Here is a 12550-nt window from a genome sequence, read left to right as displayed (position 1 = left end):
TACACAGACAAGACGTCGTAGCCCCCGCGAATGTGACAACCGGGTCAGCGTCGCGCGGGCACGGTCGCGTCGAGCCGGAAGCGGTGATCCCGGGAGGCGGTCGTGAGGCGGCCGCCCCGGGCGGCGAGGCGGGCGGTGAGGTTGGCGACGCCCTGGCCGGGCTCGTCGGGGCGGCCGGTGACGCCGTCGTTGTCCATGCGCAGCCGTACGAGGTCGTCGCCGGTGGTCAGGGCGATCGTCACGTGGCGGGCCTCGCTGTGCCGCAGCACGTTGGTGGCCGCCTCGCGGACCACGACGGCGAGCAGGGCGTCGACGCCGGCGGGCAGGGGTGCGGGATCGGGGTCGATCTCCACGGTCGCGCCGGTCGCCTCGAGGACCTCGCGGGCCGAGGCCAGCTCGGCGCGCAGGCTGAGCCCGGGTTCGCCGTCATCGGGGATGGCGCGCAGGTCGGCCAGCGCGGTGCGGGCCACGGTGACGACGCCGGCCAGCTCGGCCTCGGCGCGGGCGGGGTCGCGGGCGGCCAGCTCGGCCTTGACGGTGATCGCGGACAGGCCGTACCCGATCAGGTCGTGGACGTCCTGGGCGATCCTGCGCCGCTCCCGGGCCGCGGCCAGTCCGGCGAGCGCCAGCCGCGACTCGCGTACCTGGTAGACCAGCCGCGTCACGGCGGTCAGCCCGTAGAACATCGCCGACAGGCCGACCACCTCCACCAGGGCCGCCGGGACGCCCGCGGCCGAGCCGGACCGGGCCAGCAGCACCGCGGGCACGCTCGCCACCACCGCCGCGTACAGCGCCCACGCCAGGCGCGGCGCGGGGATCACGATCAGCAGGGCCGCGGCGGCCCAGCCGACGAGCTGGTAGTAGGGGCGGTCCGGTTCGAGCAGCGGCAGCCACGCGAGCAGCAGTTGCGCGGGCAGCGTCCAGGCGGCGTGCCTCGGCCGGACGCCGGGAGGCCGCGGCAGCGCGTGGTACGCCTGCAGCGCGACCACCGCGACGACCGCGGCCCAGTACGCCACCCGCAGCCCGGCCGGGACCGGCGCGCGGGCGATGACGATGATCGCGGCGACGGGGACCCACAGGTAGACCACCGTCAGGATGGGCAGCGCGAGCCGCGGGGTCAGGTCGCCGGGCGGCGGGATCGGCGGCGGTTCGGGGCGCTGCCTGACCTGCCGCGCGGCCCGCCGGGTCAGCGGCGGGATCTCCCCGGCCCGCCCGGCGGCGGCCAGCCCGATGACGCGGGACAGCGTGGACCCGAGCACCGCGTCCAGGTCGTGGCCGGCCCGCTCGCGCTCCTCGGCCACCGAGCGCGCGGCCAGCTCGGCCCGGGTGGCGTGGAGCTCGTCGCGCAGGTCGCTGAGCCGCGTGAGGGCGAACACGACCAGCCCCTGCGTGGCCGTGTTGCCCACCGCGTTGACCCAGACGTAGGCGTCGGCACCGAGGTTCACGGCGCCCGCGGCGGCCGTCACGCCACCGAAGAGCACCCACCGCAGCGGCCCGCGGGCGACCAGGAGGACGGAGGCGGCGAAGAACGCCGACGGCCCGCCGAACGGCACCGGCCCCATCCAGGCGAACAGCGCCGCCTGGCCGGCCACCAGCCACCAGCCCCGCAGCCGCCGGGTCCGCGGGAGCGAGCACAGCAGTTGCAGAGCGAGGGAGAGCAGCGCCGGCACGCCCGGCAGTCCTGCGGCCGGGGGGATCACCAGGAGGAGGAACACGACCAGGATGATGAGCGTGGACACTCGATCCCCACCGCGAGACGACCTTCACCGTTTCGCGGCCAAGCATCCCACAGCGCGGGTCCGGGTCCCGGGCGGGGATCAGCCGAACACGCCCCCGACCATGTGGTACGCGTACGCGACGGCCATGAAGCCCGCCGAGACGAGCGCGAAGGCCGTGTAGGAGATCCGCCCGGCCGGGCCCCACCAGCCCTTCCACCAGGCGCCCGCCGAGCAGGCCAGGACCCCGCCGCTGAGCACGAACGCCGTGGACGAGGCGATCAGGGCGGCCGTGAGCAGCGGGGACCCGAGGAAGATGGCGTCGGTCGGCGCGATGACGATCGTGACGGCGAGGCCGTACGCGAAGACCAGGACGAGCACACTGGTCAGCCAGGCGAGCCACCACGCGGCCCGGTGCCGGGCGGGCCTGCCCCGGAGCCTGCGGACGAGCGCCGCGACCGGCATCCCGAGCCCGGCGAGCACGAACGCGGCCAGGCCCGCATACACCAGCCACACGTGCAGGCCGGCGGCCGAGCGTTCGAACGTGGCCGCCTCCTCCTGATGGCCGCCGGCGAGCAGGCCGTGGCCGTCGAAGGCGATGCGCTCCTGTCCGCCCCGCTCGGCGAACAGCCCCGGCCCGACGAGCTGCCACGTCTGCACGGGTCTGGCGGGGTCGCGGGACAGGCCCGTCGTGGTGATCGTCCCGTCCCCCGCCGCCTCCACGGTCACGTTGCCGAACAGCGCGCCGAACCTCAGCAGGTCGCCGCGGATCCGGGTCGAGGTGTACGTCCCCGCGTACGCCGAGGTGTCCCCGCGCACCGGCCACGGCTGCTCCGGCTTGCCGGGGAAGTAGCGGTCGACGATCCGGTCGACCAGCTCGGCGGCGGCGGCCGCGGAGTCCTCGCCGTTGTAGACGGCGTACACGCCGGTCCTCTGGTCGGGCAGCAGGGCCAGGACGTGGTGGAAGCCGTTGATGTCGCCGCCCTTGGAGAAGATCCGGTGCCCGTTCCTGGCCGTCTCCTCCAGGCCGTACCCCATGCCGGGGAGCCGGTGGTCCTGCGTGTAGTGGCGGGTCATCATGGTCGTGCCGACGTCCCTGCCCAGGCGGGGGTCGTCGCCTAGCAGCGCGATCATCAGCCGCCCCATGTCGGCGGCGGTGGTGACGGGCCCGGCCCCGGAGGCGGGCGACCCGTAGTAGCGCTTGTACGGAACGTCCCCGTTGTATCCCCGGGCCAGGGTGCCGAGCAGGGCGGCGGGCAGTGGCGCCTTGAACGACGTCCCCTCCATGCCCAGCGGCCCGAGGATGCGCGAGCGCACGTACTCGGCGAACGGCCGGCCCGAGGCCACCTCGACCAGGTGGCCCGCGAGGTTGTAGGCGTAGTTGTCGTAGGCGAGGACGGTCCCCGGCGGGCGCACCCGCTCCGGCCGGCCGTTCTTGACGACCTCGGCCAGGGGCTCGGCGGCGCCGGGATCCTCCCAGGACGAGCCGAGCACGCTGTCCGCGAAGCCGGCCGTATGGGTCAGCAGGTGCTCCAGGGTGACCGGCCGCCCGGGGAAGGTGTTCTCGATCTTGAAGGTCTTCAGGTACGTGTTGACGTCGGCGCGCAGGTCGAGCTTGCCCTCCTGGACGAGCTGGAGCGCGGCGATCGCGGTGAACGTCTTGGCCGTCGAGGCGGTGAAGAACCCCGTGCGGGCCGCGTCCACCGGAACGCGCCCGGCCAGGTCGGCGTAGCCGTACCCGCGGGAGAAGACCTGCCGGCCGCCCGACACCACCGTGACCGCCGCGCCGGGGATCCCGTGCGCGGCGAGCTGGGCGGGCACCACCTGGTCGACCAGCGTTCCGACGTCCTCCAGGTCGGTGGAGGCTGCGGCGGCCCCGCCGGACAGGCCGCACACCAGCAGCGCGGTCGTCAGCGCGGTCATCAGGCTGGGGAACAGGGCTTTCTGCATGCCTCCCAAGATCGCGAACCCGGCCGGTCCCGGACCAGTGCCAGGCACCTCGATCCGGCAGGTGAAACGCACGAACCGGACATCGGAAATATCATGGTCCCCATGCTTCGGGGGAGTCGAGAGTGATCCGGGTGCTGCTGGCCGAGGACCTGCATCTCATCCGCGGGGCGCTCGCCTCGCTCCTGCGCCTGGAGCCCGACATCGAGGTCGTCGCCGAGGCGGCGGACGGGGACGCGGTGCTGCCCGCGGCGCTGGCGCACCGGCCCGACGTGGCCGTGCTGGACGTGCAGATGCCCGGCATCGACGGCATCGAGGCCGCCGCCGTGCTCCGCGAACGGGTCCCCGGCTGCCGCGTGCTCGTCCTCACCCAGCTCGGCCGTCCGGAGGTGCTGCGCAGGGCGCTGGCGGCCGGCGTCCAGGGGTTCATGCTGAAGGACGCGCCGCCCGCCGACCTCGCCGCGGCCGTGCGCCGCGTCCACGCGGGCGAGACGGTGGTCGACCCCGCCCTCGCCGCGGCCACCATCGCGGCCAGGGCGAACCCGCTGTCACCGCGCGAGGTGGACGTGCTGCGCCGGGCCGCCGACGGCGACGACCTCCCGGAGATCGCCGCCGCGCTCCACCTGACCAGGGGCACGGTACGCAACTACCTGGGGGCGATCGTCACCAAGCTCGACGCCCGCAACCGGCTGGACGCGGTCCGCATCGCCACCGAGGCCGGCTGGCTCTGACCCGCCGTCAGGCGCGCTCGCTCCGGGCCATCCGGTAGAGCCCGTACGCGGCCTCGATCGCGCCGAGCACCATCATGACCACGCCGATCTTCGACGGGGTGAACACCACGATCTCGACGTCGGTCCCGAACAGCCACAGCGCGAGCCCGATGACGAGGACCGCCAGTCCGGTGAGGAACGTCTTGCGGGCAGGATCCATGGGGACCTCTTTCGATCAGGGCCGTTTCCAGCAACGCTAGCGACGGCCCGGGTCTCCAGGCTTCCTGCCCGCTGAGGAGATCGGCGTACATCCTTCGGGTGACGCCACCGGACCTCGTGATCGTCACGCGGGAACGCCGGTGGCCCCCTTGGGCGGCGCGATGAGGCCGTACATGACCAGGGCGCAGAGCGCGATCGCGATCACCGACCAGAGCGGGAAGGCCACCATGAAGGCGAAGTGGCCGATCATCGCCAGCCCGGCCAGGACGACCCCGGTCCAGCGGGCCCAGGTCTGCCCGGCCAGCACGCCGAGCCCCACCGCGAACATCAGGACGCCGATCGCCAGCCAGATCACGCCCCAGGCGGTGTAGTTCCACACCAGGAGGCGGCCTCCGGGCGTGACGAAGAAGTACGTCTTGAACAGGGCTATGATGCCCTCGATGATGTTGAAGATACCCAGCACCATCGAGAGGGTGCCGGCGAATCCGAGCCAGCCCGAGTAACCACCACGGTGGAATGCGAACGGTGACGTTGACGTCGCCATGATCGTCTCCTTCCCGGCGAGTTGAAACTCCGGGTCGCCGTCTGCATCCATGCCCGAGATGCCTAAAGGCAAAATCCCGCCGGGCAAAGCTATGTCCTCGCATCGGTAAAGTGCGCCGCCATTTAGCCACCGACTTTTCCCAATTTTTCCGGAAAATGGGGATTTGCTTGACCGACTGCACCCGCGCGGAAACGACAAAGTGCGAGGGGTACCTTCACCGAATAATCTGGGAGTGGAAGCTCGGGCACCGGAGGCGCGGTGATCCGAGCACCGGAGCCGTTGGAGCATTCATGACCACAACCGCACCGAACGTTTCGTGCCACCTGCCCGCCGAGCTCAACAGCTTCATCGGCAGGCGGCACGAAATCGCCGAGGTCAAGCGGCTGCTGTCCGATGCCAGGCTGGTGACCCTGATCGGCGTCGGTGGCGTCGGCAAGACCCGCCTGGCCATGCGGGTCGGCTTCGACCTGCGGCGCGCCTACCCCGACGGCGTGTGGCTGGTCGAGCTCGCGGGGCTGGAGAGCCCCGAATTGCTGGTGCAGACGGTGATGGAATGCCTGGAAATCCAGGACCGTTCTGTACGGCCCTCCATAGAGGTGCTCACGGATCATCTGCGTGACAAGAAAATGCTCCTCATCCTGGACAACTGCGAGCACCTGCTGGACGAATGCGCCGCGGTGGCCGAAACGCTCATGCGCGCCGCGCCCGGTCTGCGGATCCTGGCCACGAGCCGGCAGACGCTCGGCGTCGTGGGCGAGCAGATGATGCCCGTTCCGCCGATGCCCATGCCGGATTCCGACGGTTCGCGGTCGTCCACGGATTCGCTGAAACAGTTCGACGCGATCCGGCTGTTCGCCGACCGGTCCCAGTCTGTGCTGCCGGGGTTCGAGGTCACCGACGACAACCAGGACAGCGTGGCGCGGATCGTACGACGGCTGGACGGCATCCCGCTGGCGATCGAGCTGGCGGCCGTCCGGCTGCGGGCGATCTCCGTGGATCAGCTGCTGGCCCGGCTGGACGACCGGTTCCGGCTGCTCACGATGGGGGCGCGCACCGCGATGCCCCGCCAGCAGACGCTGCGGGCGCTGATCGACTGGAGCTACGGCCTCTGCACCGAGCAGGAGCGGCTGCTCTGGGCCCGGCTGTCGGTGTTCTCCGGCGGTCTGGACCTGGAGGCGGCCGAGCACGTGTGCGCCGGCGACGGCATCGAGCCGGACGAGGTCGTCGATCTGGTGGTCGGCCTGGTGGGCAAGTCGGTGCTGGCCCGCGAGGGCGACCAGACCACGGTGCGCTACCGGCTGCTGGAGACGATCCGCCAGTACGGCCGCGACCGGCTGCGCGAGTCGGGCGACGAGGCGGCGCTGCGGGCGCGGCACCGCGACTGGTTCGCGGACCTCGCGAGCCGCGGGCAGCGAGAGTGGTTCGGCCCCGACCAGGTGGCCTGGTTCAACCGCCTGCGCGCCGAGCACGGCAACATCCGCAGCGCCCTCGACTACTGCCTCACGACGCCGGGCGAGGCGGTGCGCGGCCTGGCCATCGCCACGGCGCTGCGGTTCTACTGGATCGCGACCGGGTCGCTGCGGGAGCCCCGCGACTGGCTCGACCGCCTGCTCGCGACGGGCGACGCGGCGGCCCCTCCGGCGGGCCCAGCGGCAGGTCCGGCGGCAGGTCCGGCAGCGGGTGACGCGGCGCTGACCGCGCGCGCCAACGCGCTGTGCGTCAACGCGCGGCTGGCGGTGCTGCAGAGCGACTTCGCGCTGGCGGCGGACATGCTCGAGGAGGCCCGCGAGCTGGCGAAGCGGCTCGACGGCGCGGCGATCCCCGCCGAGATCTCCTACGTCTCCGGCCTGGCGACCCTGCTCCAGCGCGACATCACCGGCGCGGCGGCCCTGCTGGAGGAGGCGGTGGCGGGCTACCGCGAGGCGGACGCCCCGATGGGGGTGGTGAACACGCTGCTGTACCTGGCCACCGCCCACTCGCTCCTCGGCCATCCCGACGAGGCCGTCACGCGCTTCAAGGAGGGCCTGGAGGCCTGCGAGGCCCGCGCGGACCACTGGTTCAGGTCGTACACGCTGTGGGTGTACGGGATCGAGGTGTGGCGGGAGGGCGACGTGGCCAGGGCGGTCGAGATGGAGCGCGAGGCCATCCGGCTCAAGCGGCCCTTCGACGACCGGCTGGGCACCGCCCTGTGCATCGAGGCGCTGGCGTGGATGGCCGCCGACGGCACGCCCGAGCGCGCCGCCGTGCTGTTCGGGGCCTCGCAGGAGCGCTGGCGGTCGTTCGGCGCTCCCCCGTTCGGCTACCTGTCCGGCCACCACGACGCCTCCGAGGCGCTGGCGCGCGAGCGCCTCGGAGAGGAGCAGTTCGAGGCCGCCTTCCGCAGAGGGACCGAGCTCACCCCGGCCGACGCGCTCGCGTACGCGATGTGCGAGAGCGTGAAACCGGCCAAGCCCGCGGCGGTCCAGGCCTCGCCGCTCACCCGGAGGGAGATGGAGATCGCCCGGCTCGTCGCCCAGGGCATGACCAACAAGGCCATCGCCTCCGCGCTCGTGATCGCCCAGCGCACGGCCGAGGGACACGTCGAGCACATCCTGACCAAGCTCGGGTTCAACTCGCGCTCCCAGATCGCGGCCTGGGTCGGCGAGCAGGGCCTGCTTCCCGGGGGCGCCCCATGAGGTCCGGCGCCGGCGTTCTGACCGACAAGTCCACCTTCGTCGGGCGGGCCCAGGAGCTGTCCACGGTGCGGAAGCTGCTGGGCAGGTCCCGGCTGCTCACCTTGACGGGCGCGGGCGGCGTCGGCAAGACCCGGCTGGCGCTCAGGGCCGCGGAACTGCTGCGGGACACCTACCAGGACGGGGTCGAGGTGGTCGAGCTGGCCACCCTGGAGACGGGCGACCTGCTGGAGTCGGAGGTCGCCATGGCGCTGGGGTTGCGTGACGTGCGCCGCGACCCCATGGGCGTGCTGGTGGACTACCTGTCCCGCAAGCGGATGCTGCTGGTCCTGGACAACTGCGAGCATCTGAGCGCGGTCTGCGCCCGGTTCGTGGACCGGCTGCTGCGCTCCGCGCCCCGGCTGCAGGTCCTGGCGACCAGCAGGCAGACGCTGCGGGTCTCCGGCGAGCAGGTGCTGACGGTCGCTCCGCTGTCCACTCCCGATCCCGGTCCGGGCTGCGGCCACACGGTCAGGGAGATCGGCCGCCACGACTCCGTCCGGCTGTTCGTGGCGCGCGCGGCGGGCGCCGTGCCCGGCTTCCGGCTGAACGCGCGCAACGTGGCGCCCGTGGCGGAGCTGGTCCGGCGCCTGGAGGGCATCCCGCTGGCGATCGAGCTGGCGGCGGTCCGGCTGCGTTCGATGCCGCTCGAACGCCTGGCGCGGGAGCTGGAGGAACGCTTCGACGTGCTGGTCGCGAAGACGCCCACCGCCCTGCCCCGCCACCAGACGATGCGCGCGACCATGGACTGGAGCTTCCGCCTCTGCTCGGCCGGGGAGCGGCGGCTGTGGGCGCGGCTGGGGCTGTTCCCCTCCGGGGCCGACCTGGAGACCGCCGAGGCGGTGTGCTCCGGTGACGGCATCGACCGGCTCGACGTTCTCGACCACCTGACCGGGCTGGTGGACAAGTCGGTCCTGGTCAGGGAGGGCTCCAGATACCGCATGCCGGAGGCCCTGCGCGCGTACGGCTGCGAGCAGCTGCCGCCTCCCGAGGAGCGGCGGCTGCGCCGGCGTTACGCCGAGCACTACCGGGACCTGGTGACGGAGCACCGGATCGACCGGATGGTCCCCGAGCAGCTGGACCGCTACCTGCTCCTGCAGCGGGAGCTGCCCAACATCCGCGTCGCCCTGGAGATGTGCCTGAGCGACCCCGCGCTGGCGCCGATGGAGCTGGAGGCCGCGTCGGCGATGTGGTGCTTCTGGCTCCTGACCGGATCGTTCGTGGAGGGCCGCTACTGGCTGGGACGCGGCCTGGAACTGGTGCCGGAGGGCAGCCGGTGCCGTGCCTTGGCGGTCTGGGCCGACAGCCTGCTCTCCCTGCGCCAGGGCCAGGCCGCGACCGCCACGCGGCGGCTGGAGGAATTCATCGCCTTCGCCCGGCGGGAGGGTGACGAGCAGCTCGTGGCGCACGGCATCCGCAGTTCGGGCGTCGCGGCGTTCTACACCGGCGACGCCCGGCGCGGCCTGGCGCTGATCCGGGAGTCCCTCGCCCTCCACGAGGCCATGGGCGACATCGACGGCATCATGTTCAACCTCTACGTCGGAGCCGCGTACGGCTCGACCGAGGATCCCCGCCAGGCGAGCGAGTTCGGCGAGCGGCTCCTGACCCTGTGCGAGAGCCGGCGGGCCCTGGTCTTCCGCGCGTACGCGCAGCTCGCGCTGGGTGTCGCGCACTGGAATCTGGGCGAGCGCCGGCGTGCGGAGGCGTTGCTGACGGCGGCCACCGAGTTCACCGGGCGGATCAACGACCGGTGGTGCCTGACCCAGTGCCTGGAGGTGCTGGCCTGGCTCGCGGGCGCGCGGGACGAGCACGACCGGGCCGCCGCGCTGCTGGGGGCGGCGCACGCGATGTGGCAGGCGGTGGGGACCTCGCCCGAGTGGATCAGCTACCACGCGACCTCGCACGAGCGTTGCACGAAGCAGGCCCGCGCGGCGCTGGGCCGGTCGGCGTTCGCGACGGCGTTCCGTCAGGGGTCGCGGCTGGGGCCGCAGCGGGCGGCCGCCTACGCGGTGAGCGGCGCGCCGCGGGAGCGTTCGGGGCGACGGGGCGTCCGGGGTTCGAAACCGCCCGTCACGACGGGTGCGGGAGGCCGGCGGCGGCCTCGGTCAGGCACGTCTCCAGCCGGGTGACGATGGCCGGCGCCCCGGCCGTGTCGATCCGGCAGCAGTACAGGAAGCGTACGAGGGGCTCCTCGGCGATGGGGCGGGCGACGACGCCGTCCACCGTGTCCGTGAGCGCCAGCGCTGGCAGCACGGCGATGCCGAGCTCGTGGGCGACGAGTTGCAGCACCGTCCTGAAGTCGTCGCCCTCGAAGGCGAGCCGGGGACGGAAGCCCGCGGAGCGGGCCAGCTCCGCGAGGGGGCCGAGGTTGGGGCCGGTGACGGGGGTGCCGATCCACGCCTCGCCGGCCAGGTCGGCCAGGCTCAGCGACGTGCGCCCGGCCAGGGCGTGGCGGGCGGGGAGCGCGACCATGACCGGGTCGCGGCCGATGAGCGAGCGCCGCAGGCCCGGTGGCGGCGGCAGGGGGAACCAGCTGTAGTCGAAGGTGACCGCGAGGTCGAGGTCGCCGCGGAGCAGCCGCTGGTAGGCGTCCTCGGTCTCGTACTGACTCAGCGTGACCCGCACACCCGGGCAGGCCCGGCGGAACGCGGCCAGGGCCGGCGGGACGAGGCCGGCCGCAGCCGAGACGAAGGCGCCCAGCCGCACTTCGCCCGACTGCCCGGCGTTCAGGGCCTCCAGCTCCGTCCGGGCCCGGGTCATCGCCGCCCGGACCGCCTCTTCGGCCCGCAGGAGGACGGTGCCGGCGGCGGTGGGGCGTACGGGACGGCGGTCCAGGAGCCGCAGCCCCGCCCGCCGTTCGAGGTCGGCGATCTGCTGGGAGACTGCCCCCTGCGTGTAGCCGAGCTCCTCGGCGGCCGCCGCGAACGAGCCCAGCCGAACGACGGCCTCCAGCGTGGCCAGGAGGCGGGGCTCCAGTTGTCCGGGCACGAGCATTAGCATACCTAATGCCAGGCTTAGTAGACTTTGCTGGTGCTTATGGTCGAGCTGATGGAGCATGGAGGCACGTCGCCTGAAGAAGGGTCTCCACCATGGACCTCGCCGCCCTTGACGCGCTGGTCGACCGGCTGCCCCGCAGGCGGATCGGCTTCTACCCGACGCCCTTCCACCGCCTGGACAATCTGTCGGCCGCCTACGGGGCCGGCTTCTTCCTCAAGCGGGAGGACCTGGCGGGGCCCGGCACCATCAGCGGAAGCAAGACCCGCCTGGCCGAGTTCATCATCGGCCAGGCCCTGGAGGACGGCGTCACGCACCTCATCACGCAGGGCGTCTACCTGACGAACTCCGGCATGCAGTTCGCCGCCGCCTGCCGGGCGGCCGGGCTCACGCCGATCCTCTTCCTCACCCGGGACGAAGGACGCCACGGCGAGCTCGCGGAGTACCGCGGCAACCTGCTGCTGAGCAAGATCATGGACGTGGAGACGCACTACCTGCCCACCCGGGGCGGCGCCTACTGGGACACGGCCGACGAGCAGCAGCGCATCGCCGACGCGATGACCGCCCGCAAGGCCGAGCTGGAGGCACAGGGGCACAAGGCGCTGATCGTGCCCACCGGCGGCGCGCATCCGTACGGCTTCGTGGCGCACACGCTGACGTTCACGGAGATGAGCCGGCAGGCCGGGGCGTCCGGGGTCCGGCTCGACTACCTCTACCACACCGCGGGCACGGGCACGGCGCTGCCGGGCCTGATCGCGGCGAAGCTGGTGACGGGGAGCCCGGTCGTCGTGCGCTCCATCGCGATCTGCCACTACCGGCCCGGGAACTGGATCAACGTCGAGGTGATCGTCGACCGCGTGAAGCACATCCTCAAGCTGCTCGAGGTCCCGGTCCCCGCCGACGAGGTCATCCGCGCCGAGATCGACGTCGACGAACGGTTCATCGGCGAGGACTACGCGGTGCCCTCGCCGGAAGGCGTCGCCGCCATCAAGGAGCTGGCCCGGTCGGACGGCGTGTTCATGGGCCCCGTCTACACGGGCAAGGGCTTCGCGGGGCTGCTCGACCACGTGCGCTCGGGGCGGGTCGAGCCGGGCCGGAACGTGGCGTTCCTGCACACCGGAGACACCGCCAACCTGTTCGAGATCCCGCAGGTCGTCGGCGACGTGGCCGGCGGCCGGTAAGCGGGCGGTCAGGAGCGCGGGGACAGGCGGAAGACGCGCAGCTCGCGGCCGGAGCGCTCGGTGTAGCCGTCGTACAGCGGCCAGAAGCCGGTGAGCGCCTGCCAGGCCTGCTCGCGGTCGGCTCCGGCGAGCAGGGCGGCCGTGACGGGGATGACCCGCCCGCGGAAGGTCACGGTGGCCTGCGGGGTCTTGAGCAGGTTGCCGCTCCAGGCCGGGTGGTGCTCCCTGCCGAAGTTGCTGCCGACCACCAGGAACGTGCCGCCGTCCTCGGGCAGGCAGGCCAGCGGGCTCTGGCGCTCCTGCCCTGACTTGCTGCCGGTCGTGGTGAGCAGCAGGTGGGGGATCATCTGGTCCCCCATGAGCACGCGGCCGCCCGTCACCCGATTGACGAAGCGATCAAGAGGCGGGACGATCTTGGGCGCGACCCGCGCGAAGCCCCTCGTGCCCGCGAGCCACTGGAAGAACGGGCGGAGCGCGGTGCTGACGCGTGCCATGAAACCGCCGCTGGACTGCTGCTGCTCGACCACGG

Annotated in this window: 10 protein-coding genes; 4 read left to right on the top strand and 6 right to left on the bottom strand. The window is 72.7% G+C overall.

Features of this window, described 5'->3' with window-relative positions:
* Positions 1 to 44: 44 nt before the first annotated feature.
* Both ABZX61_RS17610 and ABZX61_RS17605 read right to left on the bottom strand, forming a co-directional pair.
* Positions 45 to 1739 carry a histidine kinase gene (locus ABZX61_RS17610; protein WP_355195612.1) on the bottom strand — a complete coding sequence of 565 codons (1695 nt, stop codon included), beginning with the start codon at positions 1737 to 1739 and terminating at the stop codon, positions 45 to 47.
* A 78-nt stretch (positions 1740 to 1817) separates the two neighbouring features.
* Positions 1818 to 3665 (bottom strand): serine hydrolase domain-containing protein, encoded by a 1848-nt coding sequence (locus tag ABZX61_RS17605; RefSeq protein ID WP_355195610.1) that lies wholly within the window; start codon positions 3663 to 3665, stop codon positions 1818 to 1820.
* A 122-nt stretch (positions 3666 to 3787) separates the two neighbouring features.
* On the opposite strand from ABZX61_RS17605, the gene ABZX61_RS17600 reads away from it, so the two are divergent.
* A complete protein-coding gene (locus ABZX61_RS17600) occupies positions 3788 to 4393 on the top strand; it encodes a response regulator transcription factor (RefSeq protein ID WP_355195608.1) in 606 nt (201 codons plus the stop codon).
* 7 nt (positions 4394 to 4400) lie between these two features.
* Here the strand turns inward: ABZX61_RS17600 and ABZX61_RS17595 are convergent, their stop codons facing one another.
* A complete protein-coding gene (locus tag ABZX61_RS17595; RefSeq protein WP_355195606.1) occupies positions 4401 to 4592 on the bottom strand; it encodes a DUF5708 family protein in 192 nt (63 codons plus the stop codon).
* Between the two features lie 123 nt (positions 4593 to 4715).
* Entirely contained in the window at positions 4716 to 5135 is a 420-nt protein-coding gene (locus ABZX61_RS17590) for a hypothetical protein (RefSeq protein WP_350727660.1), read from the bottom strand.
* A gap of 290 nt (positions 5136 to 5425) precedes the next feature.
* On the opposite strand from ABZX61_RS17590, the gene ABZX61_RS17585 reads away from it, so the two are divergent.
* Both ABZX61_RS17585 and ABZX61_RS17580 read left to right on the top strand, forming a co-directional pair.
* Entirely contained in the window at positions 5426 to 7810 is a 2385-nt protein-coding gene (locus ABZX61_RS17585; protein WP_355195603.1) for a LuxR C-terminal-related transcriptional regulator, read from the top strand.
* Positions 7807 to 9975 (top strand): AAA family ATPase, encoded by a 2169-nt coding sequence (locus ABZX61_RS17580; RefSeq protein ID WP_355195601.1) that lies wholly within the window; start codon positions 7807 to 7809, stop codon positions 9973 to 9975. Before ABZX61_RS17585 ends, ABZX61_RS17580 begins: the two co-directional genes overlap by 4 nt.
* Here ABZX61_RS17580 and ABZX61_RS17575 read toward each other — a convergent pair.
* Positions 9917 to 10834 (bottom strand): LysR family transcriptional regulator, encoded by a 918-nt coding sequence (locus ABZX61_RS17575; protein WP_355195599.1) that lies wholly within the window; start codon positions 10832 to 10834, stop codon positions 9917 to 9919. The two genes, ABZX61_RS17580 and ABZX61_RS17575, sit on opposite strands and share 59 nt — an antisense overlap.
* 101 nt (positions 10835 to 10935) lie before the next feature.
* On the opposite strand from ABZX61_RS17575, the gene ABZX61_RS17570 reads away from it, so the two are divergent.
* On the top strand, positions 10936 to 12021 hold the full coding sequence (locus ABZX61_RS17570; protein ID WP_355195597.1) for a pyridoxal-phosphate dependent enzyme: 1086 nt from the start codon (positions 10936 to 10938) through the stop codon (positions 12019 to 12021).
* A gap of 8 nt (positions 12022 to 12029) precedes the next feature.
* Here ABZX61_RS17570 and ABZX61_RS17565 read toward each other — a convergent pair whose 3' ends face one another.
* Positions 12030 to 12548 carry a nitroreductase family deazaflavin-dependent oxidoreductase gene (locus tag ABZX61_RS17565; protein WP_350727655.1) on the bottom strand — a complete coding sequence of 173 codons (519 nt, stop codon included), beginning with the start codon at positions 12546 to 12548 and terminating at the stop codon, positions 12030 to 12032.
* Positions 12549 to 12550 lie beyond the last annotated feature (2 nt).

It is taken from the genome of Nonomuraea sp. NPDC003709 (assembly GCF_040610775.1).
Taxonomy (GTDB): Bacteria; Actinomycetota; Actinomycetes; order Streptosporangiales; family Streptosporangiaceae; genus Nonomuraea; species Nonomuraea angiospora_A.
Note: the sequence above shows the minus strand (reverse complement) of the source record. Positions and strands in the feature narration are given on the sequence as shown.